This window comes from Pseudoalteromonas sp. R86517 (assembly GCF_042466295.1).
Classification (GTDB): domain Bacteria; phylum Pseudomonadota; class Gammaproteobacteria; order Enterobacterales; family Alteromonadaceae; genus Pseudoalteromonas; species Pseudoalteromonas atlantica.
The window spans coordinates 1,757,805-1,775,285 of the sequence record NZ_JAXHCB010000001.1; the positions used below are offsets into that span (position 1 = coordinate 1,757,805).

The 17,481-nt window shown below is 41.7% G+C and carries 17 protein-coding genes and 1 pseudogene; 3 read left to right on the forward strand and 15 right to left on the reverse strand.

Features of this window, described 5'->3' with window-relative positions:
- Nucleotides 1-65: 65 nt before the first annotated feature.
- From SJY38_RS07855 to yceD, 12 genes are all read right to left on the reverse strand, one after another.
- Entirely contained in the window at nucleotides 66-392 is a 327-nt protein-coding gene (locus SJY38_RS07855) for a PilZ domain-containing protein (protein WP_004587696.1), read from the reverse strand.
- Nucleotides 393-403: 11 nt separating this feature from the next.
- On the reverse strand, nucleotides 404-1,318 hold the full coding sequence (locus SJY38_RS07860) for a DNA polymerase III subunit (protein WP_377109563.1): 915 nt from the start codon (nucleotides 1,316-1,318) through the stop codon (nucleotides 404-406).
- Between the two features lies 1 nt (nucleotide 1,319).
- Nucleotides 1,320-1,946 (reverse strand): dTMP kinase, encoded by a 627-nt coding sequence (gene tmk, locus SJY38_RS07865; protein WP_264389675.1) that lies wholly within the window; start codon nucleotides 1,944-1,946, stop codon nucleotides 1,320-1,322.
- A 7-nt stretch (nucleotides 1,947-1,953) separates the two neighbouring features.
- Nucleotides 1,954-2,940: an endolytic transglycosylase MltG gene (gene mltG, locus SJY38_RS07870; RefSeq protein ID WP_377109564.1), complete on the reverse strand. Its 987-nt coding sequence runs from the start codon at nucleotides 2,938-2,940 to the stop codon at nucleotides 1,954-1,956.
- Nucleotides 2,934-3,737 carry an aminodeoxychorismate lyase gene (pabC, locus tag SJY38_RS07875; RefSeq protein WP_377109565.1) on the reverse strand — a complete coding sequence of 268 codons (804 nt, stop codon included), beginning with the start codon at nucleotides 3,735-3,737 and terminating at the stop codon, nucleotides 2,934-2,936. Before pabC ends, mltG begins: the two co-directional genes overlap by 7 nt.
- Nucleotides 3,738-3,810: 73 nt before the next feature.
- Nucleotides 3,811-5,049: a beta-ketoacyl-ACP synthase II gene (gene fabF / locus SJY38_RS07880; RefSeq protein WP_377109566.1), complete on the reverse strand. Its 1,239-nt coding sequence runs from the start codon at nucleotides 5,047-5,049 to the stop codon at nucleotides 3,811-3,813.
- Nucleotides 5,050-5,321: 272 nt separating this feature from the next.
- A complete protein-coding gene (gene acpP, locus SJY38_RS07885) occupies nucleotides 5,322-5,558 on the reverse strand; it encodes an acyl carrier protein (RefSeq protein ID WP_004587690.1) in 237 nt (78 codons plus the stop codon).
- Between the two features lie 250 nt (nucleotides 5,559-5,808).
- Nucleotides 5,809-6,555 (reverse strand): 3-oxoacyl-ACP reductase FabG, encoded by a 747-nt coding sequence (gene fabG, locus SJY38_RS07890; protein WP_004587689.1) that lies wholly within the window; start codon nucleotides 6,553-6,555, stop codon nucleotides 5,809-5,811.
- An 11-nt stretch (nucleotides 6,556-6,566) separates the two neighbouring features.
- On the reverse strand, nucleotides 6,567-7,493 hold the full coding sequence (gene fabD, locus SJY38_RS07895) for an ACP S-malonyltransferase (protein ID WP_377109567.1): 927 nt from the start codon (nucleotides 7,491-7,493) through the stop codon (nucleotides 6,567-6,569).
- A 53-nt stretch (nucleotides 7,494-7,546) separates the two neighbouring features.
- Entirely contained in the window at nucleotides 7,547-8,584 is a 1,038-nt protein-coding gene (gene plsX, locus SJY38_RS07900) for a phosphate acyltransferase PlsX (RefSeq protein ID WP_004587687.1), read from the reverse strand.
- A gap of 11 nt (nucleotides 8,585-8,595) precedes the next feature.
- Nucleotides 8,596-8,766 carry a 50S ribosomal protein L32 gene (rpmF, locus tag SJY38_RS07905; RefSeq protein WP_004587686.1) on the reverse strand — a complete coding sequence of 57 codons (171 nt, stop codon included), beginning with the start codon at nucleotides 8,764-8,766 and terminating at the stop codon, nucleotides 8,596-8,598.
- A gap of 10 nt (nucleotides 8,767-8,776) precedes the next feature.
- Nucleotides 8,777-9,301 carry a 23S rRNA accumulation protein YceD gene (gene yceD / locus SJY38_RS07910; RefSeq protein ID WP_004587685.1) on the reverse strand — a complete coding sequence of 175 codons (525 nt, stop codon included), beginning with the start codon at nucleotides 9,299-9,301 and terminating at the stop codon, nucleotides 8,777-8,779.
- 131 nt (nucleotides 9,302-9,432) lie between these two features.
- Between yceD and SJY38_RS07915 the strand changes: the two genes are divergently transcribed.
- The gene (locus SJY38_RS07915) at nucleotides 9,433-10,026 is read left to right on the forward strand and encodes a Maf family protein (RefSeq protein ID WP_377109568.1); all 594 of its coding nucleotides are present in this window, start codon (nucleotides 9,433-9,435) and stop codon (nucleotides 10,024-10,026) included.
- Here the strand turns inward: SJY38_RS07915 and SJY38_RS07920 are convergent.
- Together SJY38_RS07920 and rluC are read right to left on the reverse strand one after the other, a co-directional pair.
- Nucleotides 10,023-10,683, reverse strand: a pseudogene (locus SJY38_RS07920) (HAD-IA family hydrolase). The gene SJY38_RS07915 and the pseudogene SJY38_RS07920 sit on opposite strands and share 4 nt — an antisense overlap.
- Nucleotides 10,683-11,642, reverse strand: coding sequence for a 23S rRNA pseudouridine(955/2504/2580) synthase RluC (gene rluC, locus SJY38_RS07925; RefSeq protein ID WP_004587682.1), 960 nt, complete (start codon nucleotides 11,640-11,642; stop codon nucleotides 10,683-10,685). Before rluC ends, SJY38_RS07920 begins: the two are co-directional and overlap by 1 nt.
- Before the next feature lie 756 nt (nucleotides 11,643-12,398).
- Between rluC and rne the strand changes: the two genes are divergently transcribed.
- Entirely contained in the window at nucleotides 12,399-15,677 is a 3,279-nt protein-coding gene (rne, locus tag SJY38_RS07930; RefSeq protein WP_377109569.1) for a ribonuclease E, read from the forward strand.
- 507 nt (nucleotides 15,678-16,184) lie between these two features.
- Here rne and yejK read toward each other — a convergent pair.
- The gene (gene yejK, locus SJY38_RS07935; protein WP_248461321.1) at nucleotides 16,185-17,201 is read right to left on the reverse strand and encodes a nucleoid-associated protein YejK; all 1,017 of its coding nucleotides are present in this window, start codon (nucleotides 17,199-17,201) and stop codon (nucleotides 16,185-16,187) included.
- Between the two features lie 62 nt (nucleotides 17,202-17,263).
- Between yejK and SJY38_RS07940 the strand changes: the two genes are divergently transcribed.
- Nucleotides 17,264-17,476 (forward strand): DUF1414 domain-containing protein, encoded by a 213-nt coding sequence (locus tag SJY38_RS07940; protein WP_004588923.1) that lies wholly within the window; start codon nucleotides 17,264-17,266, stop codon nucleotides 17,474-17,476.
- Nucleotides 17,477-17,481 lie beyond the last annotated feature (5 nt).

Here is a 17,481-nt window from a genome sequence, read left to right on the forward strand (position 1 = left end):
CGAGAGCTAAGCGCTCGCTAACCGGCTGCTTTATGCATATCACTATTAAGCAAATGCGTTTAAAACTACATGGTATATGTAGGATTACCAGAGTTTAACATAGTGCCTAATAGCTTTTCGATTTTAGCGTTTAAATTTGTTTTATCATCTAAAAAGCTAATGCCTATACCTGGTGGGTTAGAGCTTTGTGCGCCTTGTGGTGTGATCCAGGCAACTTTACCCGTTACCACGTCATCTTCTAGCGCATCAGGTAAAGTAACTCTAAGCGCTAAAGAGTAACCTATTTCGTAACGCATATTGGTACGTACAAATAGGCCGCCCTTTTTTAAATAAGGCATGTAGCAGCGATAAAGTTCGTCAAGGTTATCTACATCAACTAAAAGCTCTTGCATATGTATTCCTATTAAATGTTACGCAGGGCATGCGCTAAACGCGACACTGCTAGAGGTAAATTAAGCCCGAGTACCTCTGTGCTATTTTGTAAAAATTCATTCAACGCTTGCTGAGCACTTTGGTACGCGTCAAAACTTAAACCCATTATAAGCTGCTGTTTTAATTGCTCGCTTAAAAATAATGTAAAAATGCGTATTAGCTCAGGTTGTTTGTTTATAATATTTACAAGCGGACTAAAATTATGGCTTTGTTTAAACTCAGTTGCAAATTTATATAAAGTATCAATGTGTTGCAGCTGCTCTTGCGCTTGCCACTGTTTAATTAAAAGTGGTTGCGTATAAAATAAAGGCAGCCATCCATAGTCACTAATATTTAAATCGGCTAACCAGATTTTAGCCGCTTCTGGGTTTGCGACTTTTATGTCTGTTTTAGCACAGCGGCTTAAAATAGTGGCAGGTAACTGCGCAGTGTGGCTTGTGGTTAAAATTAAAAAACGGCTATTACTGGGCTCTTCTAAGGTTTTTAATAACGCGTTTGCTGCTGCCGTGGTCATTTTTTCGCAGTTTTCAATAATAGCCACTTTATTGCCATTTTGTGCAGCAGAGTGGTTCATAAAATCGCTTATCGCGCGAATATCGTCAACACCAATGCTTTGCCCTTCAACTTGCGTCAACCGTTTATCAGGGTGGTTACCCGCAAGTGTTAATGAGCAACTTTTGCACTGCCCGCACGGGGCTAACTTGCTACCTTCGTTTTGCATATGGGTATTAATATTTTGACATAATAAGCTATTAGCTAATTGCTCGCTTAGCTCAAACTTACCAACGCCTTTGGGCCCGCATAACAACTGTGCATGATGAAAACGCTGCGCTTTATAACTTTGCGCAAGCTGTTGCTCTACGTTATTAAGCCATGGCAATGCCATGTTATTTTAACCCTTCAAAAAAGGTGCGTAGTACATTGGTTATATCGCGGTGTACTTTATCAATACTTTGGTTGGCATCTACGGTTTTAATAGAGCTATCGTCATTTGCCAGCTCAACATAACGCATGCGCGTGCGCTGAAAAAACTCAATGGCTTCTTGCTCAATTCTATCAAGCTCTCCACGGCCTTTAGCACGCTCAAGGCCTATTACGGGGTCTATATCTAGGTAAATGGTTAAATCAGGTTTTAACCCTTTTAATACCATAGACGACAAAGACGCTAACGTATTAGCGCTAATGCCGCGCCCACCACCTTGATACGCTTGAGATGATAAATCGTGGCGATCTGCTAATACCCACTGCCCTTTATCAAGCGCCGGGTTAATTACATTATGCATAAGCTGCGAGCGAGCTGCGTACATAATAAGTAGTTCGGTTTCAAAGGCTATGTCTTCTTCATGCTCGGCTTTTACTAAAGTACGTAAAGACTCGGCAAGCGGTGTACCACCTGGCTCGCGTACGTTAATAAAGTCTATTTGTTTTTTATTTAAAAAGTCTTGGCATAACGAAATAGCCGTTGATTTACCTGCGCCTTCAAGGCCTTCAATAACAATAAATTTTGGTTTCATATAAAGTTTAATTCGTTTTATTTAATATATACGTTTTAACTGCCGCGTTGTGTTGCTTTAACGTGGTTGAAAACTGGTGACTGCCATCGCCCTTAGCCACAAAATAAACATACTGTGTTTTAGGCGGATTAAGCGCTGCTAAAATAGCCGCTTTTGAGGGCATGGCAATGGGTGTTGGCGGCAGCCCTTTAATGCGATACGTATTATAAGGTGTGTAATCGCGTAAATCTTTTCGTTTAATGTCACCGTCAAAACTCTCCCCTAGGCCATATATTACGGTGGGATCGGTTTGTAGGCGCATATTTGCGTTTAATCTATTTATAAATACGGCGGCTATTAAGGGGCGCTCACTGGCAAGGCCTGTTTCTTTTTCGATAATAGAGGCCATGATAAGTGCATCATATGCGTTTTTATACGGTAGTTTTTCTGCACGTTGTGACCATGCTTGCTCAAGTGTTTGCTGCATTTTAACGGCCGCACGTTTTAATAAACTACTGGCAGTATCACCGCTGTGATAATGATACGTATCTGGAAACAGCCATCCTTCTAAATGGCTTTCTTTACCTACTATTTGCTGCGCCAGTTGCTCTTTATTTAAGTTATTAGTTAAATGCGGCGCACTACTAATAGCAGCTATCACTTCACGTAAGTTTTGCCCTTCGATAATAGTAAAGCTAAAACTGATTTGCTCACCGTTGTTTATTTTTTTTATATTATTAATAACGCTTGTATTCGTTAGCTCGTACAAGCCGGCTTTTAAGTCTGTTAGTGTTGGGTCAAGCTTTGCAATTACTTGGTAACGCCAGCAGCTTTTTAACCAATTATTAGCTTGCCATTGTTTACATAGCTGGTTAAAGCCCATGCCTTTTTTAACTTCAAACTGGGTAGGCGTTGTTATATTTAGCGGGCTAGTTATTGTTGCTTGTAATTGCTGATACCCTACTAGCGTTGTAACTAAAGCTAACAATAATACCGATAAAATAACTTTTAACACTTAGCCTCCTTGGCTAATAATTCATTTAATAAGCACATGCTTTGCTCAACATTAAATGTATGTTGTTCTATACGATTAACGGGCACAGCGCCCATTAAGCTATTACAAATAAATACAGCACTAGCTTGGGTTAATTCATTTAGGCTTACTTGCTTAAATTCAACCGCTAATTTATCACATAACGATTGCAGATAAACCCCTTTAATACCGCATTGCTCAAGGCTTGGCGTATATACCTTATTATCACGAATAGCAAAAATATTAGCTGCCGAGGCTTCAATCACATTGTTTTGATGATCGAGTACTAAAACATCGTCACATTGTTGTTTTGCCATGGCATTTTTAATCAGCACTTGTTCTAGTCGGTTAAGTGTTTTTAAACCGGCTAATAAAGGTTGGGATGCTAATTTTATTGGGCTTAGGGCTAAACTCACCCCTGTTTTTGCTAATGCTGGGTAGCTTTGTGGAAACCCTAACACGGTAATTAAAATGGTTAAATGGGTGTGTTGCGGCAACCCATAGCCTCGCCCACCTTCTCCGCGGGTGATCACTATTTTAAGCACATTTAATTGGCAGCCAGTAATCGCCTTTGCAATATGTTGCTCAAGCTCAGTAAAGTTAATTGCAGGAAACGCTAAGCGTTCTGCGCATTCTACCAAACGTGCTTTATGGTACTGCCAATGCTCTACTTGCCCAGCAATTACTTTGGCTGTGGTAAAAAAGCCATCACCGTAGTTAAGGCCTCTATCGCGTGTATTAATCGCACTTGTATCATCGGTTGTTATTATTGTTTGCATATTGAATGGCTTGCATAAAAAAAGCCCAGTTAACCAACTGAGCTCTTATAATCTGGTTCGTTGTTAAAAAGGATTATACCTTTTTAAATAGCAACGAGCCATTAGTCCCACCAAAACCAAATGAGTTACACAATGCAAAGTCAAGTTTTGCATCACGTGCAGTGTGGGCTATGTAATCTAAGTCACAGCCTTCATCTGGGTTATCTAGGTTAATGGTGGGCGATACTTTTTGATCGGCCAGCGATAAAATAGAAATAATAGACTCTACAGAACCCGCAGCACCTAATAGGTGTCCCATCATCGATTTAGACGAGCCTACCATTACATCTTGCGCTGCACTGCCAAAAATAGCTTTAACAGCTTGCGTTTCGGCTTTGTCGCCTGCATTAGTAGATGTACCGTGTGCGTTAATGTAACCAACTTGGTCTGCATTTACTTGTGCATCGTTTAATGCATTTTGCATAGCGAGTGCCGCACCTGCACCGTCTTCCGGTGGCGAGGTCATGTGATACGCATCACCGCTCATACCAAAGCCAACAAGCTCAGCATAAATTTTAGCGCCACGGGCTTTAGCGTGTTCGTACTCTTCTACTACAACAACCCCTGCACCATCAGATAGTACAAAACCATCGCGGTCTTTATCCCACGGACGCGACGCAGCTTGTGGGTCGTCGTTACGGGTAGAAAGCGCACGTGCAGCATTAAAGCCACCCATACCAATAGGTGTACAGGCTTTTTCTGCGCCACCGGCAACCATCGCATCGGCATCGCCGTAAGCAATCATACGCGCTGCATGGCCAATATTGTGCAGGCCTGTAGTACATGCCGTCACAATAGAAATATTAGGACCACGTAAACCATGCATCATTGATAAATGGCCCGAGATCATATTAATAATGGTTGATGGCACATAAAATGGAGAAAGCTTACGTGGGCCACTGTTAAGTAGCTTTATATGGTTTTCTTCAATTAGGGTTAATCCACCAATGCCTGAACCTACAGCAACACCAATACGTGTTGCGTTTTGTTCAGTAACTTCAAGACCTGAGTCTTGAAAGGCTTGAACACCCGCTGCAATGCCGTACTGAATAAATAAGTCCATTTTTTTAGTATCTTTCGCTGACATGTATGCAGTTGCATCAAAGTCATTTATGAGTCCAGCGAATTTAGTACCAAATTTTGATGTATCAAAGTGGGTTATATTTTGTATACCACTTTTACCATCTAATAAGCCTTGCCAGGTAGATTGCACATCATTACCTAGCGGCGTCAACATTCCTAAGCCAGTTACGACGACTCGACGTTTAGCCACGGTTTGCCTCCAATAAGGGATATTTAAACCAATTGATTAAAATAGTATTACTTTAGTAAGCCGTTTAACTCACTAAGTTTAAATCTATTGGCATTACAAAGGGAATTCATACCCAAGCGACCTCAAAGTGCGAGTCTCAAATTCAACTAAAGATGTGCTATTACAAATGAATGCAGTAGAGAGTAAAAGCGGGTGAATTTGAATCATGAACTTTGAGGTGGTTTGGATATATAGATTAAAGGCAGCGAATGCTGCCTTTAATATGCGATTAATTACTCAGCGTGAGCTGATACGTAATCGATTGCAGATTGTACTGTAGTGATCTTTTCAGCTTCTTCATCTGGGATCTCAGTATCAAACTCTTCTTCAAGAGCCATAACTAGTTCAACAGTATCAAGAGAATCTGCACCTAGGTCGTCTACGAAAGAAGCTTCGTTTTTAACTTCTTCTTCTTTAACACCTAGCTGTTCGATGATAATTTTTTTTACGCGTTCTTGGATATCGCTCATTCTTCTTTCCTTTATTAAAAACGCCAATGCGTTATTTTCAGATTGCGGCGTAGTTTACGCCGCATAATTCTCTGATTCAATGATTTGACCATAAATAATTGTCTGGTCAAACCTCTGAGTGTTTGTTTTGTCTTTTATCGCTTATTTTCACAGCGATTTCAAGTATGTTTAAAGCAAGATCATAAAAATTTCAATGTTTTTGAGGTCACTTACTTAAGTTATTTTTAGCATTTACTTTTAACAATGGCGATTAAACCATGTACATCGCGCCATTTACATGCAAAGTCTCGCCAGATACATACGCAGCCGCGTCAGATGCTAAATAACACACTGCCGCTGCTATTTCATCAGGCTGACCTAACCGACCTGCTGGTACATTAGCAAGGGTGGCCGCTTTTTGATCTTCTGTTAGCTCATCGGTCATATCAGTTTGAATAAAACCAGGGGCTACTACATTTACTGTAATGCCGCGCGATGCAACTTCGCGTGCAAGCGATTTAGAAAAGCCAATGACACCCGCTTTAGCCGCCGCGTAGTTAGCTTGCCCTGCATTACCCATAGTGCCCACAACTGAGCCAATATTAATAATACGGCCGTTCTTTTTCTTCATCATTGGGCGTAATACCGCTTTAGATAAACGGAAGATAGAGCTTAAGTTGGTGTCGATAATATCGTCCCACTCACCGTCTTTCATACGCATTAATAAATTATCACGGGTAATACCTGCGTTATTTACAAGTACGTCAACATCGCCTAAGTCGGCTTTTATTGCCGCTAATGTAGCCTCAATCGATGCAGGATCGGTTACGTTTAAAGCATAACCCTTACCGTTATCACCTAAGTAATCGCTAATTTTAGCCGCGCCTGACTCACTCGTAGCAGTACCTGCTACTTTTGCGCCTTGCGCTACTAAAGTGTTTGCAATTGCTTTACCAATACCACGGCTTGCGCCAGTAATTAGGACAACTTTGCCCTCTAATGAAAATAAATTAGTCATTTTATATTCTCTTATTTTGCAGCGTCGATAGCAGCAGCGTCATTTACTGAGCCACATACCATTGCTTTATCAATTCGTTTTGCAAGGCCAGTTAATACTTTACCTGGGCCAAATTCGTAGCTTTGCGTAATACCTTGAGCAACTAAAGCCTGTACTGTTTCTGTCCAACGAACTGGGCTGTATAGTTGACGTACCAATGCATCTTTAATTGCATCAGCCGAGCTTTGTGCTTTTACATCAACATTATTAATTACATCACACTTAGGTGTATTAAATGTTAAAGCGGCTAAATCATTTGCGAGTTTTTCAGCCGCTGGTTTCATTAATTCACAATGTGAAGGCACGCTTACACTCAGTGGTAAGGCACGTTTTGCGCCGGCATCTTTACACGCTTGTGAAGCTCTATCAACAGCAGCTTTATGCCCTGCAATAACCACTTGCCCTGGTGAGTTATAATTTACCGGTGAAACAACCTCGCCTTGTGCAGACTCTTCACATGCTGTTTTTATTTGCTCATCGGCTAAACCAATAATGGCAGCCATAGAGCCTACGCCCGCAGGCACAGCTTCTTGCATGTATAAGCCACGGTTTTCAACAAGTTTTACCGCTTCACCTAGGCTAATAACCTCACTACATACCAATGCAGAGTATTCACCTAAGCTGTGACCAGCCATAACCACATCCACATCTGGGTTTGCAGCTAACCAGTGGCGGTAAATTGCCACGCTTGCTGTTAATAAAGCAGGTTGAGTGCGGTGAGTTTGATTAAGTTCTTCTTCTGGGCCATTTAGTACAAGCGCTGCTAAATCGTAGCCAAGTGCGCTTGACGCTTCGCTAAAGGTTGCTTTTACAATGTCAGAGCTCTCTAGTAGCTCGCTTAACATGCCAACGCTTTGTGAGCCCTGACCAGGAAATAGAAGTGCAATTTTTTGTGCCATACTTTGCTCTTTTTAATTAAACAAAAATTTAGTGTAACTACGGCACCTAAACGTTATTCGGCCGCCGAGTTTTTAGAATGTGTTTTTTCGAAAATAGCGGCTATTTTATCTGGAAGTTGACGTTCAACCTCTTTTACCGCTTCATCGATTGCTGCTTGAAATGCTTTTGCTGATGCATTTCCATGGCTTTTAACGACAATACCGCGCAATCCTACCAGAGAAGCGCCGTTATACTGGTCGGGGTTCACCCGATTATAGAGTTTTTTTATGATAGGACTTAAAATAAACGCCATGCATTTGTAAATTAAGTGCTTTTCTAGGGCGCTTGTAAACTTTTTCATGATCAGTTTAGCAATGCCTTCGCAGGTTTTTAATGCAACGTTTCCGACAAACCCTTCACACACAATGACATCGGCTTTCCCCGAAAAAATATCACTGCCTTCACTGTAACCCGTGTAATTAATATAAGGGCTTTGCTGCATAAGCTGCGCTGCTTGCTTTATGCCTTCATGGCCTTTTATGTCTTCAGAGCCAATATTAAGTAAACTCACTTTAGGGTTATCGCAGCCAAGAGCTTGGCCTGCTACTACCGAGCCCATAATGCCAAATTGATAAAGTATTTCTGAATCACAATGCACATTAGCGCCTAAATCAAGCAGATAAACTGGATTTTTTCGCTCTGTAGGAACGGCCGATATTAATGCGGGGCGTTTAACGCCAGGCAGCATTTTTAATACGTAATGAGCCATAAAAAATAAAGCGCCGGTGTTACCCGAGCTTACACAGGCTTGTGCTTCACCCGATTTAACTAAATCAAGGGCGACACGCATAGAGGAGTCTTTTTTTGAACGCACAGCTAAAGCGGGTTCGCAGGCATTAGTGACAACTTCGCTGCAATGGCGAATAATTAAACGTGGGTGTGAAAGTGAATCGAGGGATTCTAATTGATTAGTAATTACTTGCTCGTTGCCACATAAAATGAGTGTTAAATTGGCATGAGCATTTACTGCGCAAACAGCAGCGGGGATAGATGAACGGGGGCCATAATCGCCCCCCATCATATCTAACGCTATGGTTAGATTAGTCAGCATAAAGCAATCTCTTAGTTAGAAATTACTTGAACGCCTTTGTAGTAACCGTCAGCAGTTACATGGTGACGACGATGAGTCTCACCTGAAGTTTGGTCAACTGTTAAAGTTGGACCGTTGATCGCATCGTGTGAACGGCGCATGCCGCGTCTTGCACGAGACTTTTTGCTTTTTTGTACAGCCATTAGTCTTCTCCTAAGAATCTTTCTTAAGTTGTTTCAAAATATCAAATGGATTTGGTTTATCATCTTCCGCCTTTAGTACACCAAAGCTAGCAGGCTTTGATGAATAATTGCACGAAGCTTCGTTGTGTGTAGGCACTAATGGCACTGCTAAAATTAGTTCGTCTTCGATTAACTCAAACACGTTAATTTCACCGTTTTCATCAAGCGCTACTTCATCGTAGACTTCAGGAAGATCATCTGACTCAGCATCCAAACCAACAGGCGAATACATAAAGTCTTGATCCAAATCCAACCCTAAATCATCATTACAACGCTGACAAGTTACAGTTACGTGTGTAGACAAATTGCCACTAATCACAACTAAACCTTGCTCATCGGTTTTGCACTGAATTTTTACCGCTATTTCACCTACTTCTTCCTGTACAACACCTCGTAAACGAGCAAGTTTTTCAAGCGGTACAATACCATCGTAAGTTAAACGGTGTTGCGCTGCTTTCCCAGGATGAAGAGTGATGGGAATTTTTACCTTTTGCATAGGGGCTGCATCATATAGATAGTTAATTAGTTAGTCAAAGCAAAAAAGCATTTTTACATGGTTTTTCACGTGTTTTCATTACGGATCTGATTTATCCTAACTCAAACTAATTTTAATTAGGATAATAATTTATGAAGCACCCGCTTATATTAGCGTCAAGCTCGCCATTTAGGCAGTCTTTATTGCAAAAATTTAATCTGCCATTTAGTACTTTTTCGCCTGATATTGACGAAACCGCCATACCAAACGAAACCCCAGAGCAACTTGTTAAACGCCTAAGCGAGCGCAAAGCGCGTGCCGCTTGCGATCATTTTGTTAAAGGCCTTGCAATCGGCTCCGACCAAGTGGCCGTATATGATGGGCAAATACTTGGTAAACCTCATAATAAAGAAAACGCTATAAAGCAGCTTTCTTTGTTTAGCGGCCAAACTGTCACGTTTTTAACGGGCCTGTGTGTTTACGATATTGCTAGCGATAAAGCAAAAACGTTAATAGAGCCTTTTGAAGTAGTATTTAGAACACTCACCAAAGAGCAAATAGAAGCCTACTGCGATGCAGAGCAGCCTTATAACTGTGCTGGGAGCTTTAAAAGTGAAGGATTAGGGATATGCTTATTTGAAAAATTAAACGGAGACGATCCTAATAGCTTAATAGGCTTGCCTCTAATTAAACTCAGCCAGCTATTGGCTGAGTTTAATCTCGACATACTCGCAGCTCAACCTTAGCCAAGTAGTATGCGTTGCAGCTGCTGATAATTATCAACGGTTGCAACGGGGCTAAACTCACTTAACTGCGCTGCACTGTGTACGCCCATAGTAACGCCAATTCTATCTATGTTGGCTGCCTGTGCCATGGCCATATCTATTTTGGTATCCCCAATCATGAGTGCTTCGTCGGCATTTATTGCTAATTCAGCTAATAGTTGTTCAAGCATATCGGGGGAAGGTTTAGAGCGTGCTTCATCACTTGTGCGCGTGGCACTAAAGTAATGCCCTAACTGAGTTTGCTCTAATAAACGCATTAAACCAGCACGACCTTTACCGGTGGCAATCGCTAAAATAACCCCTTGTGCTTTTAACGCACTTAGAACATTTTCTACATTATCAAATACAGGGGTGGCAGTCGTATCAACACGGTATTGCTGTTTATAGCCGTTAACTAATGCGGGATGATGCGCTACCTCGTCAGGAAATAGCACCTCAATAGCAAGTTCAAGCGACATACCAATAATATTTTTAATTGCAGTGTCGTTCGGCGGCTCAATATTAAGCGCCAGCGCACTGTGACGAATACAATTAACAATTTTGCTAATTGAGTCCATTACAGTGCCATCCCAATCAAAAAATAACCAGTTTATATTTTTTTAATACAGCGGTGGTCATTACGCTTTAGCATCTCTTAATTTTAAAATACAACTTTTAAGTGCGTTATCAAGCGGTGCCTCTACACGCATGGTAGTTTCGTTTTTAGGGTGATAAAAGCTTAAATCGTGGGCGTGTAAAAATAAGCGGTTTAAGCCTATTTTGCGCATTGATACATCAAACCCTTGGTCGCCGTATTTATCATCGCATGCAATAGGGTGGCCTTTACACTGTGTATGAACACGAATTTGGTGAGTACGTCCTGTCACAGGTGAGGCTTGCACTAACGAACACTCGTTAAAACGCTCAAGTACTCTAAAGCGAGTATGTGAAGGTTTACCTTCGTTATTATCTACTCGCACCACGCGCTCGCCCGACTTGAGGGTGTTTTTACGCAGCCCTTCGGTCACATTTTTAACCGACGAATCCCACTGCCCTGTTACCAACGCCCAGTAATTTTTTTCCATTGTTTTTTCACGCAGCTGCTCATGCAATGCGGTAAGTACCGAACGACGCTTTGAAATTAATAAACACCCCGATGTGTCTCTATCAAGCCTATGTACTAGCTCTAAACTGCGCTCATCTGGGCGTAATACGCGTAGTGCTTCTATTAAACCGTAGCTTAAACCACTGCCGCCATGTACAGCCATGCCCGAAGGTTTATTAATTACAATAAGGTATTTATCTTCAAAGAGTATTGCGTCTTCTAATTGCTTCACTTTATCGAGCTTTTTAGGCACAAACTCTTCGCGCTCTGCTACTTTAATTGGCGGAATACGCACTACATCATCAAGCTGTAATTTGTAAACTGGCTTAATACGCTTTTTATTAACGCGTACCTCGCCTTTGCGTAAAATTTTATAAACAGCGCTTTTAGGCACCCCTTTTAAATGGGTAATAAGAAAGTTATCAATACGCTGACCTAAATGGTCTTCGTTGATTGTGACAAAAGTTACTTGTAAGCCGGTTTTTTCTGACATTGCCTAATCACTGATTTAAGTAAAATAATTTAGTTGCTAACACGGTTATAATAGTGGGATAATCAGCAGCGCAAATATTTAGTATTTGCAAATAACAACGGTGCTTTTTAACACATTAAAACATTCGTGATGCACATTCTGGGTAGCCGATCATACAGATCCGAGTTAAGTTTTCCAAAGCTTTTATGCCTACTCAGTTAACACGTGCGATCAACTAACAGTAATGCGCGTAATATATTACTGGTTAAGTTTGAACATGAATTTACATTTAATGTAAAAATAAAAGCAATGAACAAATAATTTGTTTGATAGTGACGACGTAAAAACGTTGTTCAGCATTTGCTCACACGTAGTACCGTATAGCAGCTTATTTAGAACTAAAAATCTAGCAAATAAGCGTTTATTAACATTCGGCAGCGAACTTTGCTCGCAAGTACTTAGAAAATACTCATCGTATTTAAGTTACTTAACGAGCCCTACGCGCCTAACATAAACGTACTAAAAAGATTGATATGACAGGCCAACTTCTGGGTAAAACTTGTAAAGAGCATAAGAGCCGACAGTTTTAGCACCATAAAGAATTTAATAACGTAAGCGTACGTTATTGTTAGCCAGCATTTAAAAAATACTGCATACACATTACAGAGCGTTCCGTTACAGACCCAGTCGTGAGGCTGCACATTCTAAAAAAAGGAACAACTGAACAGGCGAACACGTTTCGTCATGTCAGCGACAAAAAATAAGTAGAGTAACAATATGAAACGTATGCTGATCAATGCAACGCAGCAAGAAGAAATGCGCGTAGCACTGGTTGACGGCCAGCGCCTATATGATTTAGATATAGAAAGCCCAGGTCACGAACAGAAAAAAGCCAATATTTATAAAGGCAAAATCACACGCATTGAACCCTCTTTAGAAGCGGCTTTCGTAGATTACGGCGCCGATCGTCATGGTTTCCTTCCTTTAAAAGAAATTGCCCGTACTTACTTCCCACAAGGTTACACTTTTCATGGTCGCCCAAATATTCGCGACGTGATTAAAGAAGGCCAAGAAGTAATTGTACAAGTTGATAAAGAAGAGCGCGGCCAAAAAGGCGCAGCACTTACTACCTTTATCAGCGTAGCGGGTAGCTACTTAGTGCTAATGCCAAACAACCCTCGTGCAGGCGGTATTTCTCGTCGTATTGAAGGCGATGAGCGTACAGACCTTAAAGAAGCACTTAGCCGATTAGAACTTCCTAAAGGTATGGGTTTAATTGTACGTACAGCAGGTGTTGGCAAGTCGTTTGAAGAATTAAACTACGATTTAAAAGCACTTTTAGTCCATTGGGATGCAATTCAACAAGCAGCCGACAGTGCTAAAGCACCGTTTTTGATTCACCAAGAAAGCAATGTGATTTTCCGCGCTATTCGCGATTATTTACGTCGTGATATTGGTGAAATATTAATTGATAAACCACGTGTATTTGAAGAAGCTAAAGCGCACATTGAGCGTTTTCGCCCTGACTTTATGAGCCGCGTAAAGCTTTATCAAGGCGACACGCCATTATTTACGCATTACCAAATTGAAAGCCAAATTGAGTCTGCGTTCCAACGTGAAGTACGTTTGCCTTCAGGTGGTTCAATTGTAATTGACCCAACAGAAGCGCTTACCTCTATTGATATCAACTCGTCTAAAGCAACAAAAGGCGGAGATATCGAAGAAACAGCACTGAATACTAACTTAGAAGCGGCTGATGAAATTGCGCGTCAATTACGTCTTCGCGACTTAGGTGGCTTAATTGTTATCGACTTTATCGATATGACACCGCCACGCCATCAGCGTGAAGTAGAAAACCGCTTAAAAGATGCCGCTCGTCCAGATCGTGCGCGTGTACAAATTGGTAAAATTTCGCGCTTTGGTTTACTTGAAATGTCGCGCCAGCGTTTGCGCCCTTCACTAGGTGAAGCAAGCCAAGGCCCATGTCCGCGTTGTAGCGGCCAAGGTACTATTCGTTCTAACGAGTCTATCGCCTTGTCTATTTTGCGTTTAATTGAAGAAGAAGCAATTAAAGACAACACAGCACAAGTAAATGCACAAGTGCCTGTAGCGGTTGCCGCTTATTTATTAAACGAGCAGCGCAGAAGCGTTCATCGTATTGAAAAACATCATAAATGTGATGTGGTTATTATTCCTAATCAACACATGGAAACACCACACTACGAAGTGATGCGTTTACGTAAAGACGAAACACTAGAAACAGTAAGTTACGAGCAAGTAGTTGCACCTGAGCCAGAGTCGTTCGAAATGGCTAAACCAGCAGCTGCGCCTGTTCGTGAAGAGCCGATGCTTAAAGGTGTTGTTATGCCTTCAACGCCAGCGCCACAAGCTAAAGTAGACAAACCAGCAGCGCCTGTTGCTGTACCTAAGGTTGAAGGTGGCCTATTGGCTGCTATTGGTAATTGGTTTAAGTCGTTATTTGCTGGTGAAAGCGAAGAAGAAAAGCAAGCAAAAGAAAAAGCTGAGCAAGAAAAGCAACAGCAAACACGTAATAACAATCGCCGTGGTAACAGTGACAACCGTCGCCGCAATAACAACCAGCGTCGTCGTAATAACTCACGCTCTAAACCTCGTGGTGAACGCCCTGCTGAAGAAGAAGTGAAAACTGAATCTACCGCGAACGAAAGCCAAGAGAAAAACGAGAACCGCAATAAGCGCCGTCGTAATCCTAACTCGCGTAAGCGTAACGATAACCGTAATAACGACAATCGTAATGCCGACAAAGAGCAAGTTAAAACAGACGTAAAAGCGAATGAAACTGAGGCTAAGCAAAGCACTGAGCCTAAAGAGCAGAAGCCAAAAGTTCGCCGTCAACGTCGTAATGTTCGCAAAAAAGTACGTATCCAAGATGAAAATACTGAGCAAGTAAAAGCATCTGATACGACTGAGCAAGCGCAGCAAAGCACTGAAACAGCTAAAGTAGAGCAGCCTAAAGAGCAAGCGCCAGCAGCAAAGCAAACTGCAAATGAGCAAAAGTCAGAGCAAACAAAACCTGCACCTGTGAAAGAGCAAGCGCCTAAGGCACAACCTGAGCAAGAAGAAAAGCCAGTAGCTGCAGCGTCAACTGACGAAGCAAACTCTGAAGATGAGCAAGGGCAAACACGTACGCGTTCACGCCGTTCTCCTCGTCACCTTCGCGCTTCGGGCCAGCGTCGCCGTCGTCCTGAACAAGGTGAAGCTACAGAAGAAAAAGCAGATGAAGCTCCGGCATTTGTGCCAGTAGCAGATCAAGCTGCCGCTGAGTATGAGGCAGAGCTAAAAGCAAAAGCTGAACAGCCAACCTCAAACGATGCATCAGAAAATGTTGAGCAAGCGTTAGCTGTAGAAGACTTAGCTAAAGTTGAAGCTGCTCCTAAAGCAGAGCAACCAACAGCCAATGACGATGCAGTACAAACTGTTGACCCAGAAACAGCTGAAGAGCCAGTTGTTGTTACTGAGCAACCAATAACAGCATCTGAGCCTGTGAAATCAGAACCTGAAGTAGCTGAGCAACCAGCAACACCAGAGCCTGTTAAAGCAGAGCCTGAAGTAGCTGAACAACCAGCAACACCAGAGCCTGTTAAAGCAGAGCCTGAAGTAGCTGAACAACCAGCAACACCAGAGCCTGTTAAAGCTGAGCCTGAAGTAGCTGAACAACCAGCAACACCAGAGCCTGTTAAAGCAGAGCCTGAAGTAGCTGAGCAACCAGCGAAACCTGAGCCTGTTAAAGCAGAGCCTGAAGTAGTTGAGCAACCAGCGAAACCTGAGCCTGTTAAAGCAGAGACTGAAGTAGCTGAGCAAAAAGATGCCAATGCAAAAACGGTTATTAGCAAAGGGGCTGCAAGCGCACCTATGGCTCAACCGACACCAGTTGCTGATAGCGACGTAAAGCATACATCAGTTGCCATGGCACACGATAAACGTGAGTTAGTTCCTGATAGTGGCTTACGCGCAGGGTCAATTAAACCTGCAGGTCGTGCTAGTTCAGACATGACTAAAACAATGAGCGCTGAGTAACCCTTAGCCTCATTAAAAAGCCGCGCTATGTAAAATAGCGCGGCTTTTTTGTTTTAATACCTGTCTTGTCCTGAAAGGTATTTTCTCATTTGTTCCTCTTTCGCTTCTCTTTGTGCAATAGATCTTCATGTGTTTTTATTAGTAAAAAATTAAAAAAAACAAAACGCTGATTCTCGTGTGAGCAAGCTTCACGCCTACGGGCGAAATTTCATACAGTGAATTTTAAATTGTACACTCAGCTTGTTGGCGTGATGGGCAAAGCCCGTAATAAACGCATATTCACAAAGAGGATAAGAGACGCTGCGCTTTTAGAGTGAGTAATAAAGCTAAACAAGCTAATTTAAAAGGGCTCAGCTAATAAACCATAGCTTGTATTTTCTCATTTGTTCCTCTTTCATTTCTCTTTGTGCAATAGATTTTTAAGTGGCTTTACTACCTAGCAAAAATAAAAAAAGCGCGATATAAATATCGCGCTCTTAAATCGGCTTTTAACTAGATCAAATGAGTTTATTCGCTTTCATTTTCCATAAAGCGTTGTAATTGATCTTTTAAGTTTGGCGGAATGCCTTTAATAACCAGTGTATCAGTCGCTTCATTGTAAGTTACGCGCTCACCTAAATGTTTACGCTCAAAACTAACACTAACACCGCCCCCTAAACCCGAAAACTTAACCATACTGGTCACTGTTTTTTTATCGACCGGGAAAGAGTCTTCTAAGTCGTAACTTTGTTCTTTGCAAAAGTTATCAAACGGGCTGTCGTCACCTTTCGTTAGCGTAGCCGAGAGCTCAGTAACGCTTGCATCTTCACCCGTGGTCACGCAATCGTTACAGTAGTCAAATACTTGCTTACGTAACTCGTCTTTTTCTGATTTATCGAATGATTGCTCCGATAAATAGTCTTCAACGGCATTAAGCATCACTTGGCTTTGTTGTTTAGGGTCTATGCCCTCTTCACAACCTAAAAAGTCTAAGAAAAAGTCTGCTACTTTTCGCCCTGCTCGCCCTTTAATAAAAGAGATATAGCGATTGTCATCAGCTTGAGTATCCCACGCGGTTAAATCTATACGTGCAGCTAGTTGCATGCGCGATATATCTAAGTGGCGCGACGCTGCTAAATCAAGTTCAGAGGTCATGCTGTAGTGCTCTTTAATATTGATCATAGCTATTAGCATGTAATCAGTAGCCACATACTGATAATGACAAAATACTAAGTAGCCTGTTTCGCTAAAGGCGTATTTATCTAACTCTTCTTTTAAAACAGTAGATGCCTGCTCGGTCATGTGCCAAAAGCCTAACTCGTCATTACGATAGCTTTGCATTGCCGATGCTACAACACTGTTTTTATCGCCACTAAATGCACAGTAACCTTTACCTGGCTTTGAGTTGTATGCATGATGAAGTTGTTCGATAAAAACAGCGACTTTATCGTTTATCACCATTTCATCGTTTCGTAGGTGAATTTGCGTATCGTCGTCTTTTTTGTCTACATAATGAACGACTAATTTTTTAACGTCTGTTGTCATCTTTGTTTTTCACGCCTCTGGTGTTAAAATACGAGAATATAACTCTTTTATTGAACCAACTGATGCCAATCTTATCAAAATACTCTAATGAAGAAGTAGAACAAATCGTCGATCAGCTCATTGATGTGCTAACGCAACACAATGCGCCGGTTGATTTAAGCCTTATGTGTTTAGGAAATTCTATCACGCATATCCTAAAAGAGCATGTACCTGCAGGGAAAAGACAAGCCGTAACTGAGAACTTTGCAAAAGCACTTGCTCAGTCGGTTAAATAAATTAT